The sequence below is a fragment of the Streptomyces sp. TM32 genome (assembly GCF_004122755.1).
Taxonomy (GTDB): domain Bacteria; phylum Actinomycetota; class Actinomycetes; order Streptomycetales; family Streptomycetaceae; genus Streptomyces; species Streptomyces sioyaensis.
This window is the reverse complement of the sequence record NZ_SDIG01000015.1, coordinates 1-14,976: the sequence shown is the minus strand read 5'-3', so window position 1 is coordinate 14,976 and position 14,976 is coordinate 1. Positions and strand designations below refer to the sequence as shown.

Here is a 14,976-nt window from a genome sequence, read left to right as displayed (position 1 = left end):
CACAGCCTGGCCTTCTCGGTTCCCAGCCCGGCCTGCTCAGTTCTCAGTTCGGCCGTCCCGGTTCTCAGTCCAGGTTGACCAGCGGGATCTTGTTGAGCACCGTGGAGACACGGGACCTCTCGCCGGAGGCGACCGAGCTGGAGTCCACCCGCGCTCCCCCGGACGCGATGATCCCGTTGTTGATGATCATTTGCTGACGCTGCACCAGTTCACCCACGTCGATCCCGCGCTCCAGGGCGAATTCGACCAGTGCGTCCAGGACCCGCTTTTCGACCGTCTTCAGGACCATGCCGCTGTCGGCATTCTGGAAGTGGCGGTGGTGCCCCGCGGACGCGGCGTGCCGGCGCACGCTCAGCCGCGCTCCGTAGTCGAATCTGCGCAGCCGGGTGATCAGCTTGTTCTGCCGGCGCCTGCGCCGGGACATCCCGTAGTCGGGGGAGAATCCCGTGACCGCCCGCGCTGGTGCGGCCAGCAGCACGAACACGGTGCTGGCCAGTGTCTCGGACAGGAGGTTGAGGACCTCCTTCACGGGCGGGCGGGGCATGAGGGTGTCGATGACCCGGTAGCGGTCGAGCAGGGGGTACAACACCGTCGGGACCGCCTCCACGAAGAGGTTGGAGTCCGAGCGGACGAAGCGCAGGAAGAGTGAGGTGACCACCTCGCCACCCCAGCCGGTGGAGTGCACGGCCAAGTAGGGGCGCGCCCCTTCCTCGGGTGTCCGTTTCAGCGCGTCCAGTTGTTCGTTCGGCACCCGGGCGACGGGGCGGCCGAGCGGGTCGGGCAGGAAACGCCGGTCGTCCAGGATGGTCGAGCCGTCGACGAAGAGGCGCTCCTCGATCTCCAGACAGGGCAGGGCCAGGGTGCCGACCCGCTCGGCGATGTGGGCGTAGAGATCCGCCACGTCGAACCCCTCCGGCTTCCTCCCGGGCTCGCTCGACGTGGTGACGTCGAAGGTCAGGGACCACGAGTTGCGTTCGAAGCCGTACCCGATGAACGGCGAATAGCCGCTGTAGGTGGTGACGTTGCCCTCGGCGTAGGTGCCGATCTGGCGGAGGCGCGTCGCGATGTCGTCATTGAGCGGCGTGGGCGCGGCCGCGGGGTCGAACCGGTCCGGGCGCAGGCTTTGCAGATGGCGGCCGTACTTGGTCGAGAGCTCGAAGGAGAACAGGGTCACCCAGGAAAGGAACAACACCAGCAGGGTGATTCCGAGGTCGCCGACCCAGAAAGTGAAGACGAGTGCCAGCAGGAACAGGACGGTGAGGACGAGGTCCCGGCCGTGGCGGCGCGTATTGGCGAGGTAGGCGTGCCGGAGAGCCACCGGAACGTCGCACGCCGGGGCGGCCACCACCCCCAGATGGGGCTCGGCCGCGAGCTGTTTGATGAGCGACTTGGCGTACTCCCGGTCCAGATAGGCCGCAGCGCAGATGTACCTGGTCACGTCCACGCCGTTGCCCCACCGCGGCACGGCCGTGGGACGCCGGGCGACGCTTCCGGTGAGCGGCTCCATGGAGACGGTCGGTGCGGTCGACGAGGAGCCGGACGGCAGCGAAATCGTCACGGCCGCATCGCGGGCTTCCACGGCCACGCCGCAGTGGGCGCAGAATGCGGCCCCCGCGACCAGGCCCTGACCGCAGTCGGCGCAGGCTGTCGAATGCGTCATTGCTCCCCCCGTACATGAGACGGCCTCACGTCCGAAAAGTGCACCACAAAGGCACCTGAGAAAACGTCAGAGTCACTCTTTGAGTCAGTACCGTTACTGATCCGGAAGGGCGGGTGGCCGCCGCGTCCGACCGCCTCGGGTCACCCGCGCCGTCCGTACGGCGCCTCCCACCAGGCCTGGCGTGACCAGGACTGTTCGGGGGCGCGGCCCGGCGGCCCGTGCCGGGCTGTCCAGAGGGAGGATGGTCTGGGTGGGTCGTCCCGGCACGGGGGTGCGGACGTCCCGTCCGGGCCCGTCCGGCGCGTGGGGCGGGCCGGGTCCGGGGGCTGATTCCGGACCGGTCACCAGGTAACCGATCGGCACGAGGGAAGAGAGAGCCGGATGCGTATCGCGCTGTGCCAGATGACGGCATCGACCGATCCGAAGCAGAACCTGGCGGAGGTGCAGGACCACGTCCGCCGTGCGGCGCGCGAGGGGGCCCGGCTGGCGGTCCTTCCCGAGGCGGCCATGGTGCGGTTCGGGGCGTCGCTCGGAGCGGTGGCCGAGCCGCTGGACGGGCCATGGGCGGAGGGGGTGCGGGCGGTGGCCCGGGAAACGGGGGTGACGGTGATCGCGGGCATGTTCACCCCCGCATCCGACGGACGGGTCGCGAACACCCTGCTGGCGACCGGGCCCGGGGTCGAGGAGTCCTACGACAAGATCCATCTGTATGACGCGTTCGGCTTCCGGGAGTCCGACACGGTCGCGGCGGGCAGCCGGGTGGTGACCATCGACGTCGACGGGGTCCGGGTGGGGCTGGCGACGTGCTACGACCTGCGCTTTCCCGAGCTGTTCCGGGCGCACGCGGACGCCGGGGCGACGGTGTCCGTCCTGCCCGCCTCGTGGGGCGCGGGGCCGGGCAAGCGTGCCCAGTGGGATCTGCTGGTGCGGGCCCGCGCCCTGGACGCGACGGTCTGGGTCGCGGCCGTCGATCAGTCCGCCCCGGACCCCGAAGCCGATCCGGAGGCGCCGACCAAGACGCCGAGCGGGGTCGGCAACAGCGCGCTGATCGGCCCCGACGGGACCGTACGCGCCCAACTGGGCGCCGCGCCGGACCTGCTCATCGGGGAGGTGGACGCCGAGGAGGCGCTCCGGGTACGGCGGGCCGTGGCGGTGCTGGACAACCGGCGGCTGTAGCGTCCGGCCGTGGTCACGCGGCCAGGAGGCTGCGCCGGGTCGCCTGGAGGTGGCTGTCGATGGCCGCGCAGGCGGCCGCGGCGTCCCCGGCCGCCAACCCGTCGAGGATCTTGCGGTGTTCGGCGAGCACCTCGTCGTGGCGGTTTCCGGGGCGGTAGTGGGCGGTCACGCCGGCCCTGATCTGACGGCTGCGCAGCGCGTCGTGCTGACGGCTCATCAGGGTGTTGCCGACGGCGGCGACGAGGGTGGCGTGGAAGCGGTGGTCGGCGGCGAGGAACTCCTTGGCGCCGTCCTCGCCGCGCAGCGCCTCCTGCCGGTCCAGGATGCCGGCCATCTCCTCGACGGGTGCGGTGCCCCGCTCCGTCGTGCACTGTGCGGCGAAGCGCTCGATCAGACCGCGCATCTCCATCAGTTCGCCGATCTCACGGCCGGACAGCGGGGCGATGTGCGCCCCACGCTTGGGCACCAGCCGCACCAGATCCTCGGCGGCGAGCAGCAGCAGTGCTTCCCGGATCGGGGTGCGGGAGACGCCGATCCGGTCCGCGATCTCCTGCTCGGACAGGAAGCGGTCCTGCATGGCCGGGTCGGTCAGCACATTCTCCTTGAGATAGGCGTAGGCCTTCTCGCGCCCCGACTGCATCGCCCGCTCTCCCCACTCGTGACATCCCGCCACGGGATACCGCATATCGCCTGCATGCGAAGGCTACACGGTGGGCGGCGGTCAACGACCCCCGGTGTCCACCCTTCCTGATGGGGCGTCATGGAGGCCGAGCCGCAGATGCTCGACGTGGAAGAGCGCCTGGTCGAGGAGTTCGGCGACGTGGTGGTCGTAGAGCGCGTAGACGATCGAACGGCCGTTGCGTTCGCCGGTGACCAGGCCGAGATTGCGCAGCAGTCGGAGCTGGTGGGAGCAGGCGGACTGCTCCATGCCGACCGCGGCGGCGAGATCGCCGACCGCGCAGGGGCCCTCCTGGAGGCGGGCGAGGATGCGCAGCCGGGAGGGGGTCGACAGGGCCTGGAGGGTCGCGGCGACATCATCGGCTCCCACCGCGTCCAGTCTTTCGCGGGTGGTGGTGCGGTGGTCATCCATTCCGTGGCCCATAGGGGCCATCCTAACGACGATAGATGAAGACCTCTTCATTTGTTCCGGTACGGTGGTGACCCTGCCGGTTCCCCGCCCGTGAAGGGTCGTTCTGCCATGCCTGCTGCCGTACTCCAGCGTCCGCTCCGGGCGCCCGCCGCCCGCCCCGGCGCCCCGCGGCGTACCCGGGTCCTCGCCCTGGCCGAGGCCCGCTGGGCGGCCGCGGCCACCGTCGCGTTCCTGGTCGCGCTGCCGCTGCAACTCACCGGCGCACCGGCCGGATTCTGGGCACCGCTCTACGTCCTCACCTACGTGACGGGCGGCTGGGAGCCGGCCTGGTCGGGGCTGCGGGCGCTGCGGGAGAGAACCCTGGACGTCGATCTGCTGATGGTCGTCGCCGCCCTCGGTGCGGCCGCGATCGGGCAGGTGCGGGACGGGGCGCTGCTGATCGTCATCTTCGCCGGCTCCGGCGCCCTGGAGGCGCTGGCCACCGCCCGCACCCAGGACTCGGTGCGCGGTCTGCTCGACCTCGCCCCGGGCACCGCGACCCGGCTGGCCGACGACGGCAGCGAGGAGACGGTGGCCACCGCGGACCTGGTCGTGGGCGACCTCGTCCTGGTCCGCCCCGGCGAGCGGATCGGCGCGGACGGCCGGGTACGGCACGGGGCCGGCGAGGTCGACCAGGCCACCATCACCGGTGAGCCGCTGCCGGTGCTCAAGGAGTGCGGTGACGAGGTGTTCGCCGGCACCCGCAACGGCACCGGCGCGCTGCGCATCGAGGTCGAGCGCGATGCCGGCGCCTTCGTCATCGCCCGGATCGTGGCCATGGTCGCCGAGGCCTCCGCGACCAAGGCGCCCACCCAGCTGTTCATCGAGAAGGTCGAACAGCGCTATGCGCTCGGCATGGTGGCCGTCACCCTGGCGGTGTTCCTCTTCCCGCTGCTCTGTGGCGCGGATCTTGAGCGCACCCTGCTGCGGGCCATGACCTTCATGATCGTCGCCTCACCGTGCGCGGTGGTGCTGGCGACCATGCCGCCGCTGCTGTCGGCCATCGCCACCGCCGGGCGGCACGGTGTGCTGGTCAAGTCGGCCGTCGTCATGGAACGCCTCGGCCAGGTGGACGCCGTCGCCCTGGACAAGACGGGAACCCTGACCGCGGGCACCCCGCGCCTGACCGCCGTCCGGCCGCTGCCCGGCCCGGGGTGGACCGAGGAGACCCTGCTGACCGTGGCGGCCGCGGCGGAACACGGCAGCGAACACCCGCTGGCCCGCGCGATCGTGGCGGCCGCCCGCGCCCGCGGGCTGTCCCTGCCGGCCGCCGAGGAGTTCGCCGCCACCCCCGGCACCGGCGTACGGGCCACCGTCGACGGCACCCGGATCGCGGTCGGCGCCCCGGCCCGGCTGCTGCCCGCCGGCCATCCGGCCGCGGCGGCGGCCCGCGCCCTGGTCGCGGAGTGGGAGGCGGCCGGGCACACCGCCGTCCTCGTGCTGGCCGACGGTGTACCGGCCGGGGTGCTGGGCATCGCCGACCGGCAACGCCCGGACGCGGCGGCCACCGTCGCCCGGCTCGACACGCTCACCGGCCGGACGCCGACGCTGCTCACCGGGGACAACCCGCGGGCCGCGGCCCGCCTCGCCGCGGCCGTCGGCATCACGGACGTACGTGCCGGGCTGCTGCCCCAGGACAAGGCGGCCGCCGTCCGCGCGGAGGAAGCGGCCGGGCGGCGGGTACTGGTGGTGGGCGACGGGGTGAACGACGCCCCGGCGCTGGCCGCCGCGCACACCGGGATCGCCATGGGCCGGGCGGGCTCCGACCTCGCCGTGGACACCGCGGACGCGGTGGTGGTCCGCGATGAACTCGCCGCCGTACCGGCCGTGATCGCGCTGTCGCGGGAGGCCCGTCGGCTGGTGGTCCAGAACCTGTTGCTCGCCTCGGTGTTCCTCTCGGGTCTGGTGGTGTGGGACCTGGCCGGTGAACTCCCGCTGCCCCTGGGCGTCCTCGGCCATGAGGGTTCCACCGTCCTCGTCGGCCTCAACGGGCTGCGGCTGCTGCGCACCGCGGCCTGGCGCCGGGCGGCGGCCGCGCGATAGGGGCCACCGCCCGAGCGGCGGCCCCGGGTCAGGCTCCCTCCCCCGCCAGACAGTCGGTCACCCACCGGTGGAAGGCGCCGATGTGGTGCTCGCTGGGCACCAGCACCCCGCCGGCGCGGTACGCACGGGAGCTCATGGCCGGCTGGGTGCGCTCGCAGGCGGCGAAGTCCTGGGCGTTGACCCGGTGGAAGAGCTCGACGGACTTGGAGACATCGGCACCGGAGTCGACGACCTCGGGCAGATACAGCCAGTCGCATTCGACGACGGTGCGGTCGGGTGCCCTCGGGAACATCCGGTGGACGATGACATGGTCCGGGACGAGGTTGACGAAGACCTGCGGCCGGACGGTGATCGCGTAGTACCGGCGGTCCTGGGTGTCCTCGATGCCGGGGAGCCGGCCGAAGCCCTCGGTGCCGTCCACGGTGAACCCGGTGGCCTCCTCGGCGAACGCCGCGCCGTGTCCGACGTAGTACTGGGCGGCGAAGCCGTCGGCGAACTCCGGGAGCACCTCGGTGAGTTCGGGGTGGATGGTGGCACAGTGGTAGCACTCCATGAAGTTCTCGATGATGAGCTTCCAGTTGGCGTGCACGTCATAGGTGACGCGCTTGCCGAGGGCGAGGCCTTCGGTGCGGTAGCGGTCGAGGGAGGCGGCGTCCCCCAGCCGCTCGATGGCCGCACCGATCACGGTGTCCTCGAAGGACGGGGGTTCGTCGGCCAGGCACACCCAGGCGTAGCCGAGCCACTCCCGCAGCGGGACGGTGACCAGACCGCGCTCGGTGCGGTCGACGTCCGGCATCTTCTGCAGGTTGGGGGCGGCCACCAGGCGGCCGTCGAGGTCGTAGGTCCAGGCGTGGTAGGGGCACTGGAGGGTGCGGCGGACCTCGCCGGACTCCTCGGTGCACAGCTGCGCGCCGCGGTGCCGGCAGATGTTGAGGAAGGCGCGCAGTGCGCCGGAGCGGTTGCGGGTGATCAGTACGCTCTCCCGGCCGATCCGGACCGTGCGGAAGGCGCCGGGCTTGTCCAGGTCGGCGCTGCGGACCGCGCAGAACCACAGGCGCTCGAAGATCTTCTCCTGTTCCTGGCGGAAGATCTCCGGGTCGGTGTAGTGGTGGCCGGCGAGGGTGGCGAGCAGGCTGGGCGTGCTCGCGGGGGCGGGGGCCGCGGACGGGGTGGGTGTGGTCGTCATATCCGGTCTCCTCAGACGGCCGCGGCGACGGGCCGGCGGGGGTCGAACAGCTCGATGGGATGCGCGGTGGCACCGGTCAGCGCGAGATCGGCGACGATCTCGCCGACCACCGGCACGAACTTGAAGCCGTGGCCGGAGAACCCGCAGGCGACGGTCACGGTCTCCGGGTGCGCGGGATGCCGGGTGATCACGAAGTGTTCATCGGGGGTGTTGGAGTACATGCAGGTGGCGGCCTTGAGGAAACGGCCGGGCAGGGTGGGCAGCCGCGGGGCGAGCTGCGCGGCCATGGCCCGTACCTCGTCGTCGTGCACGGTGCGTTCGATGGTCTCGGGGGTGCAGACGGTGCCCTTGCGGAAGAAGGCGACCTTGGCACCCCCGTCGGGGCCGTCGATCGACGGGAAGCCGTAGATCTGGACGCCCCGGTCGTCCTCCCAGATGTAGATCGGGTGCCGGTCCGGGACGAAGGGCGCGGTGCCGCCCACGGGGGCGAACCAGTACATGACCTGCCGTTCGATGGTGAACGGGACGCCGAGGTCGGTGAGCAGCCGGGGCGCCCAGGCACCCGGGCAGATCACCAACTGGCCCGCGGTGTAGGAGTTTTCGGGGGTGTGGACCCGGACCCCGGAGCCGCCGGGCAGCTCCTCCCAGCGGGTGACCGGCTCCTCGAAGTGCAGCTCGGCGCCGTCCTGGACGGCGAGCTGGACATGGGCGGCCACGGTGTACTCCGGCCGGACCAGACCCGCCCGCTCCTCGTAGAGGGCCACCTCGTCGTCGGCCGGGGTGAGCGTCGGGAAGCGGCGGCGGATCTCCCCGGCGTCCAGCATCTCGTGCGGCAGGTCCCACTGCCGGGCGGACTCCAGGCTGCCGCGCACCGTACGGCTGTCGGGGCGGCCGACCATCACCCCGCCGCAGAGGGTGGCGATCTCCCGGCCGGTGTCCCGCTCCAGCTTCTCGTACAGCTCGTACGAGCGCAGCAGCAGCGGTACGTAGGCGGGGTCCTCGAAGTAGGACTGCCGGGTGACACGGGAACCACCGTGGCTGGAGCCTCGATTGTGCACCGGGCCGAACTTCTCCAGGCCCAGGACCCGGGCGCCGCGGGCGGCGAGATGGTGGGCGGCGGCGCTGCCCATGCCACCGAGGCCGAGGACGATGACGTCGTAGGTGGGAGCCATGCGGTTGCTCCTTCTGCGTACGGGGGGGGGTGCTGCGTACCGGGAGTGCGGGCGGCTCGCCGCATCAGCCGTTCCTACCTGCGGATGCGCTCCATCTGCGGGTCGAAGAGCGGCTCCTGGGCGACGGTGGCCGGGATCTTCTCACCGAAGTACTCGATATGGACGGGGGTGCCGGGGACCGACGCACGGGCCGGCAGCCAGGCGTACGCGATCGCGCGGCCGAGGGTGTAGCCGTAGGCGGCGGAGGTGACATAGCCGGCCGGCGCGCCGTCCACGTAGACCGGTTCCTTGCCCAGCACGACGGCCGAGGGGTCGTCGAGGGTGAGCGCGGTGAGCTTGCGCGGTGCGGTGTCCTCGCTCTTGCCCTCCAGCGCGGCCCGTCCGACGAAGTCGCCCTTGGCGGGGCGGACCGCGAAGCCGACGCCGGCCTCGTACGGGGTGTGTTCGGTGGTCATGTCATGGCCCCAGGCGCGGTACCCCTTCTCCAGGCGGAGGCTGTTGAAGGCGCTGCGCCCGGCGGCGATCACCCCGTGCTCCTGCCCGGCCTCCCAGAGCGTGTCCCACAGGCGGAGCCCCAGGTCGGCGGTGGTGTACAGCTCCCATCCGAGCTCGCCGACGTAGCTGAGCCGCATCGCGGTGACCGGGACGTGGCCGAGGTGGGTGTGCCGGGCCTTGAAGTAGCCGAAGGCCTGGTGGGAGAAGTCGTCGCGGGTGAGCGGCTGGACGAGGTCGCGGGCCAGCGGGCCCCAGACGCCGATACAACAGGTGCCGGAGGTGATGTCGCGGACCTGGACTCCCCCACTCTCGGCTTCGCTCGAGCGGGAGGGGCCCCCACCGTCGGGGGCGTGCCGCAGCAGCCAGTCGAGGTCGGATCCGCTGTTGGCGCCGACCTGGAAGCGGTCCGGGGCGAGCCGGGCGACGGTGAGGTCGGAGCGGATGCCGCCGGCCTCGTCCAGGAGCAGGGTGTAGGTGACCGCGCCCGGCTTCTTCGCGAGGTTGTTGCTGGTCATGCGCTGGAGGAAGGCGAGGGCGCCGGGTCCGGTGACCTCCAGCCGGCGCAGCGGGGTCATGTCGTACAGGGCCACCTTTTCGCGGGTCGCCTTGGCTTCCGCGGCGGCGATCGGCGACCAGTGGCGTGCCGACCAGGCGTCGCGCTCGGGGAGTTCGAGCCCCTCGGCGAGCGGGGCGTTGGCCTCGTACCAGTGCGGGCGTTCCCAGCCGCCGCCCTCCAGGAAGTACGCGCCGAGTTCCTGCTGCCGGGGGAAGAAGGGGCTGGTGCGCAGCGGGCGCGGCTGGTCCATGGGCTGCAGCGGGTGGATGACGTCATAGACCTCGATGAAGCTCTGCGCCCCGCGGTCGGCGAGGTAGGCGGGCGAGCGCTGGGCGTCCTCGAACCGGTAGAGGTCGCACTCGTGGATGTCGATCGCGGGCCGCCCGTCGGTCATCCATTCGGCGACGGCCTTGGCGACGCCCGCGGAGTGGGTGACCCAGACCGCCTCGGCGAGCCAGAATCCGCGCAGTTCGCGGGATTCGCCGAGGACCGGCATGCCGTCGGGGGTGAACGAGAAGACGCCGTTGAAGCCCTCGGCCACCCGGGAGTCCGCCAGCGCGGGCAGCAGTCCGATGCTGTCCTGCCAGCTCGGGGCGAAGTCGTCCGGTGTGAAGGGCAGTGACGAGGGCATGGTGGGGGCGTCGTCGTAGGCGGGGACGGTGAAGGGGTCGACGGGCATCGGGCGGTGGGCGTAGGAGCCGATGCCCAGCCGGTCGGTGTGCTCGCGGAAGTAGAGATCGCGGTCCTGGAAGCGCAGGATCGGCTTGCTCGCCTCCGTCCGCGGGTCGTTGACGCCGGTGAGCTCGGGCAGCGGTGCGGTCTTGGCGTACTGGTGCGCCAGCGGGAGGAGCGGGACGTCCACCCCGGCCATCGCGCCGATCACCGGGCCCCAGAAACCGGCGGCCGAGACGACGTGGTCGGCGGGGAAGGTGCCCCGGTCGGTGACCACGCCGGTGACCCGGCCGTCCGCCCGCTCGATGCCGGTGACGGTGTGCCGCTCCAGGAAGCGTGCGCCGCGCCGTGTGGCCCGGTCGATCTGGGCGCGGCAGGCGAGCAGTGCCCGGGCCAGGCCGTCGTCGGGGGTGTGGAAGCCGCCGTGCAGCCGGGTCTCGTCCAACATCGGCCACAGCTGCTTGCACTGGTGCGGGGTGAGGAGTTCACCGCGTACGCCCCAGGAGGCGGCGAGTCCGGCCTTGCGGTGCAGATCGGCCCAGCGGGCCTCGGTGGTGGCGACCTCCAGTCCGCCGACGGGGTGGAAGCAGGGCAGCCCGTCGACGTCGAGGGAGCCGAACTTCCGCACGGTGTAGGCGGCGAACTCGGTCATGGTCTTGGACGGACCGGTCTGGAACACCAGGCCGGGCGCGTGCGAGGTGGAGCCGCCGGGGGCCGGGAGCGGGCCCTGTTCGAGGACGGTGACATCACTCCAGCCGCGGGCGGTCAGCTCGTCGGCGAGAGAGGCGCCGACGATGCCGGCACCGATGACCACCACACGGGAACGGGGTGCGGGCGTGCGGGACATGTCCCTCCTCTTGCTGCTGTTCGGGGTGGGCGGGCGGGTGGGTACGGCCGTTGCGGCCAAGGGTCCTGTAACGCCGTCACAGGACCACGACGGAGCGCAGGACCGTGCCGTCGCGCATCTTGTCGAAGGCGGACTCCACCTCGTCCAGGGCGATCGTCTCGGTGACGAATCCGTCGAGGTCGAGCCGTCCGCTGAGGTAGCGGTCGATGAGGACCGGGAAGTCCCGGCTGGGCAGACAGTCGCCGTACCAGGAGGACTTCAGCGCGCCACCGCGCGAGAAGAGATCGATCAGCGGCAGCTCGATGCGCATGTCCGGTTCGGGGACGCCGACCTGGACCAGCGTCCCGGCGAGATCGCGCATGAAGAAGCCCTGGGTGTAGGTCTCGGGGCGGCCCACCGCGTCGATCACCACGTCCGCGCCGTGCCCGCCGGTGAGGCCGCGGACCGCCTCGACGGGGTCCGTACCGCGGGAGTTGACGGTGTGCGTGGCGCCGAAGCGGGTGGCGCCGTCCAGCTTGCGGTCGTCGATGTCGACCGCGATGATCCGGCGCGCCCCGGCGACCGAGGCGCCGGCGATCGCCGCGTTGCCGACCCCGCCGCAGCCGATGACGGCGACGGTGTCCCCGCTGCCCACCGCGCCGGTGTGCACGGCCGCCCCGTATCCCGCCATCACTCCGCAGCCGATGAGTCCGGCGGCTTCCGGGCGGGCATGGGCGTCGACCTTGACCGCCTGTCCGGCGGCGACCAGGGTCTTCTCGGCGAAGGCCCCGATGCCCAGCGCGGGGCTGAGCGCGGTGCCTCCCCCAGACTCCGTCCGGGAGGTGCCCCCAACCAGGGTCATCGGCTGGGCCGCGTTACGGGAGTCGAAGCAGTACCAGGGCCGTCCGCGGCGGCAGGAACGGCAGCTGCCGCAGGGCGCCCGCCAGGCGAGGACGACGAAGTCACCGGGCGCGAGATCGGTGACCCCGGGCCCGACGGCCTCGATCACGCCGGCCGCCTCATGGCCGAGCAGAAACGGGAATTCGTCGTTGATCGCGCCGTCCCGATAGTGCAGGTCGGTGTGGCAGACCCCGCAGGCCTGGACGGCGACGAGGACCTCTCCCGGGCCGGGGTCCGGCACCAGGATCGTCCGCAGCTCGACCGGTGCGCCTGGTTTCGCCGCGACGACGGCATGGACTTCGTGTGGCATGCCCTACCCCCTGAGTGTTGCGCACTGCACGACTGGTTGCGCGATGAGAGACATAGTGGGAACGCCGATCGACACCGTCAAGGGGGTGTGGGCGAGCACTTCACGCCGCGGCCGGCATTTCCCGGGACCGCTTGACGCAGCGGCCCAGCGACTGGATTCTGTTGCGTATAGCGCTCCATCGTGCGCACCGCGAAACTCGATGATCCAGGGGGTCCCGTGATTCCTGTCTGCCGTCTCGCCGATCTGCCCACCGGCGAATCCGTACGCATCGACACCGCACCTCCGATCGCCGTCTTCCACGCCGAGGGGCAGCTCTACGCGATCGACGACACCTGCACCCACCAGGACGCCTCGCTCGCGGACGGCTGGCTGGAGGGCTGCCTGGTCGAATGCCCGCTGCACGCCGCGACCTTCGATCTCCGCACCGGAGCGCCCACCTGCCTGCCCGCCCGCCGGGCGGTGCGCACCCACCCCGTGACCGTCGAGGACGGCATGATCTACGTCCAGCACGCCGCCGAGGAGGGCACCGCCGCATGAAGTCGGTCGCTGTCATCGGAGCCTCGCTGGCCGGCCTGTACGCCGCCCGGGCCCTGCGCGCCCAGGGGTTCGACGGCCGGCTGATGATCGTCGGGGACGAACGCCACCGCCCCTACGACCGCCCGCCGCTGTCCAAGGACTTCCTCACCGGCACCACCGGGCAGGACCAACTGGCTCTGGCCGACGCCGAGGAGATCGCCGAACTCGATGCCGAATGGCTGCTGGGCACCGAGGCCACCGGCCTCGACACCGGCGGCCGCACGGTGCTCCTCGACGGCGGCCGGTCCCTGACGACCGACGGTGTGGTCATCGCCACCGGCGCCGCCCCGCGCCGCCTCCCGGGCCCGGTGCCCGCCGGCTCGCACACCCTGCGCACCCTCGACGACGCGCAGGCGCTGCGCGCGGACCTGACGCGCGGCCCGGTCCGGGTCGTGGTGATCGGCGGCGGCTTCATCGGCGCCGAGGTCGCCTCGTCCTGCACCGCCCTCGGGCATCACGTCACCGTGGTCGAGGCCGCCCCGCTCCCCCTCGTCCCCCAACTCGGCGACACGATGGCCGGAATCTGCTCCGCCCTCCACGCGGACCACGGCGTCACCCTGCTCACCGGCACCGGGGTCGCGCGTCTGCACAGCGGCGGCGCCGGAAACCACGTCACCGGGGTCGAGCTGGCCGACGGCCGGCTGCTCCCCGCCGACGTGGTCGTCACCGGTATCGGCGTCCGGCCCCGCACCGCCTGGCTGGCGGGTTCCGGACTGCCGCTCGACGACGGGGTCCGCTGCGACGCGGGAGGGGTCACCCCGCTGCCGCAGGTCGTGGCCGTCGGCGATGTCGCCAGGGTGGCCGGCACCCGCTCCGAACACTGGACCAGCGCCACCGAACAGGCCGCCACGGCGGTGGAGAACCTCCTGGCCGGCAGCACCGTCGCGACCCACCGGAGCCTGCCGTACTTCTGGTCCGACCAGTACGGCGTCCGCATCCAGTTCGCCGGCCGGCGGCTGCCCGGCGACGCCCCGCGCGTACTCGAAGGCTCCCCCGACGACCGCAGCTTCCTCGCCTGCTACGAACGCGACGGGCACCCCACCGCGGTACTCGCCCTCAACCGCCCGCGCCCCTTCATGCGGCACCGCCGCGCACTCGCCCGCGCCGCCGAGCCGGCCATCACCTGACCGGCCCGGGCACCGCCCCGGCGCAGCTCGCCACGGTCCGCGCCGGAGACGGCACGGGCCGCCGGCCCGTCCGTCGGCCGCGCTCCATTCGGCTCAGCGGTCCGTAGTGGGGACATGCGCCCGCAGGACGGCCTCCACGGCATCGGTGTCGCCCGGCGTGAGGAACGGGCGGACGAAACGGCCGAGATCGAGGATCAGCGCGTCCTTCTTCGCGGGCCGCCCCGGGTCCAGGCTCGCCCAGTACCGCGGGTGCGACGTTCCCCAGATCCGCATCTGCCCGCCGAACACCCCCATCTCCACGCGCCGGAACCCGCGGATGGACGTGTACGGCACGGTCTTCGTCCCCCACGGGAAGTAGTAACCGCGAATGCGGAGGGCGCCGGAGGTGCACTCGATCCAACGGTCCCGGTAGAGACTGCCGCTCACGAGAGGACAACTCGCTTTTCCGCCATGGCCGTTCACGCCTTCCGTAGGGGTCGCCCGCTGCCTCGGCGATCATACGGAGGAGCACCGGAGGGGCGAGGGTTCATTCCGGCCACGGGCCGCGGCGGGCGGTTTTCCGGCCGCGGCCCGTTCCCTCATGTGCCTGTGTGGCCGGGTGAGATGGGTGGGGTGGTGGAGGTGGTGGCTTCCCACTGGCTGAGGATGCCGTCCCAGTCGTGCTGGGCGGCCGTGATGGCGTTGGCGTCCCAGGTGCCCTGGGAGGGCTGCTGGTAGTGGTGTTGCTGTGGATGCTGCTCGTAGACCCGGTACTCCTGATACTCCTGCTGCTCCGGGTAGTTCTGGTACGGGTGTTGCTTCCAGGGTTCCTGCTCGTAGTGCTCCCGTGGCGGCTGCGGCGGCCGCTCACGCCAGGCCGGAGGGGGAGTCTCGCTGTGCGGGGAGGGTGGCGGGACGTTGACGAGGCGGCGGTGCCGGCCGATGCGGTCCGGTGGCGGCGCGGGACGGCTTTCGGCGGACAGCTGTTGTGCGCGGGCCACCAGGATCCGGACGTCCAGCCCGAGTTCGGCGGCCAGGGCGGAGAGGTCAACTCCGGCCTGCCAGCTGCTCATCAGGACCGCGTCCAGAGCCGGCGCCCAGGCCGGCTCATTGGGCTGGGGCCCGACGGGCTGAGGTGGGGGGACCGGAGCCGGCCTGGGCGCCGGCTC

Annotated in this window: 12 protein-coding genes and 1 pseudogene; 4 read left to right on the top strand and 9 right to left on the bottom strand. The window is 72.1% G+C overall.

Annotated features, from left to right (window positions below):
- Nucleotides 1-64: 64 nt before the first annotated feature.
- Nucleotides 65-1,660: a zinc ribbon domain-containing protein gene (locus tag EST92_RS05800; RefSeq protein ID WP_254068542.1), complete on the bottom strand. Its 1,596-nt coding sequence runs from the start codon at nucleotides 1,658-1,660 to the stop codon at nucleotides 65-67.
- Between the two features lie 381 nt (nucleotides 1,661-2,041).
- Between EST92_RS05800 and EST92_RS05795 the strand changes: the two genes are divergently transcribed.
- Nucleotides 2,042-2,836 (top strand): carbon-nitrogen hydrolase family protein, encoded by a 795-nt coding sequence (locus EST92_RS05795; protein ID WP_129279850.1) that lies wholly within the window; start codon nucleotides 2,042-2,044, stop codon nucleotides 2,834-2,836.
- A gap of 13 nt (nucleotides 2,837-2,849) precedes the next feature.
- Here the strand turns inward: EST92_RS05795 and EST92_RS05790 are convergent, their stop codons facing one another.
- Nucleotides 2,850-3,476, bottom strand: a complete 627-nt coding sequence (locus EST92_RS05790) for a GntR family transcriptional regulator (RefSeq protein WP_129279849.1) — start codon at nucleotides 3,474-3,476, stop codon at nucleotides 2,850-2,852.
- A gap of 81 nt (nucleotides 3,477-3,557) precedes the next feature.
- On the bottom strand, nucleotides 3,558-3,938 hold the full coding sequence (locus EST92_RS05785) for a metalloregulator ArsR/SmtB family transcription factor (RefSeq protein ID WP_129279848.1): 381 nt from the start codon (nucleotides 3,936-3,938) through the stop codon (nucleotides 3,558-3,560).
- 96 nt (nucleotides 3,939-4,034) lie between these two features.
- Between EST92_RS05785 and EST92_RS05780 the strand changes: the two genes are divergently transcribed.
- Entirely contained in the window at nucleotides 4,035-6,008 is a 1,974-nt protein-coding gene (locus EST92_RS05780) for a heavy metal translocating P-type ATPase (RefSeq protein ID WP_129279847.1), read from the top strand.
- Nucleotides 6,009-6,036: 28 nt separating this feature from the next.
- Here EST92_RS05780 and EST92_RS05775 read toward each other — a convergent pair whose 3' ends face one another.
- The 4 genes from EST92_RS05775 to EST92_RS05760 all read right to left on the bottom strand — a co-directional run bounded on the left by EST92_RS05775 (nucleotide 6,037) and on the right by EST92_RS05760 (nucleotide 12,125).
- Nucleotides 6,037-7,194 carry an aromatic ring-hydroxylating dioxygenase subunit alpha gene (locus EST92_RS05775; RefSeq protein ID WP_129279846.1) on the bottom strand — a complete coding sequence of 386 codons (1,158 nt, stop codon included), beginning with the start codon at nucleotides 7,192-7,194 and terminating at the stop codon, nucleotides 6,037-6,039.
- An 11-nt stretch (nucleotides 7,195-7,205) separates the two neighbouring features.
- Complete coding sequence (gene solA, locus EST92_RS05770) at nucleotides 7,206-8,366, bottom strand: N-methyl-L-tryptophan oxidase (RefSeq protein WP_129279845.1); 1,161 nt, start codon at nucleotides 8,364-8,366, stop codon at nucleotides 7,206-7,208.
- 74 nt (nucleotides 8,367-8,440) lie between these two features.
- Entirely contained in the window at nucleotides 8,441-10,936 is a 2,496-nt protein-coding gene (locus EST92_RS05765) for an FAD-dependent oxidoreductase (RefSeq protein WP_129279844.1), read from the bottom strand.
- A 76-nt stretch (nucleotides 10,937-11,012) separates the two neighbouring features.
- Nucleotides 11,013-12,125: an S-(hydroxymethyl)mycothiol dehydrogenase gene (locus tag EST92_RS05760; RefSeq protein WP_129279843.1), complete on the bottom strand. Its 1,113-nt coding sequence runs from the start codon at nucleotides 12,123-12,125 to the stop codon at nucleotides 11,013-11,015.
- Between the two features lie 216 nt (nucleotides 12,126-12,341).
- On the opposite strand from EST92_RS05760, the gene EST92_RS05755 reads away from it, so the two are divergent.
- Together EST92_RS05755 and EST92_RS05750 are read left to right on the top strand one after the other, a co-directional pair.
- Nucleotides 12,342-12,662, top strand: coding sequence for a bifunctional 3-phenylpropionate/cinnamic acid dioxygenase ferredoxin subunit (locus EST92_RS05755; RefSeq protein WP_093481817.1), 321 nt, complete (start codon nucleotides 12,342-12,344; stop codon nucleotides 12,660-12,662).
- Nucleotides 12,659-13,828, top strand: coding sequence for an FAD-dependent oxidoreductase (locus EST92_RS05750; protein WP_129279842.1), 1,170 nt, complete (start codon nucleotides 12,659-12,661; stop codon nucleotides 13,826-13,828). The genes EST92_RS05755 and EST92_RS05750 overlap by 4 nt, the downstream gene beginning before the upstream one ends.
- Nucleotides 13,829-13,921: 93 nt before the next feature.
- On the opposite strand, the gene EST92_RS05745 is transcribed toward EST92_RS05750, so the two are convergent.
- Nucleotides 13,922-14,254 carry a hypothetical protein gene (locus EST92_RS05745; protein ID WP_129279841.1) on the bottom strand — a complete coding sequence of 111 codons (333 nt, stop codon included), beginning with the start codon at nucleotides 14,252-14,254 and terminating at the stop codon, nucleotides 13,922-13,924.
- 152 nt (nucleotides 14,255-14,406) lie between these two features.
- Nucleotides 14,407-14,976: pseudogene (locus EST92_RS05740) on the bottom strand (hypothetical protein); the annotation flags it as partial.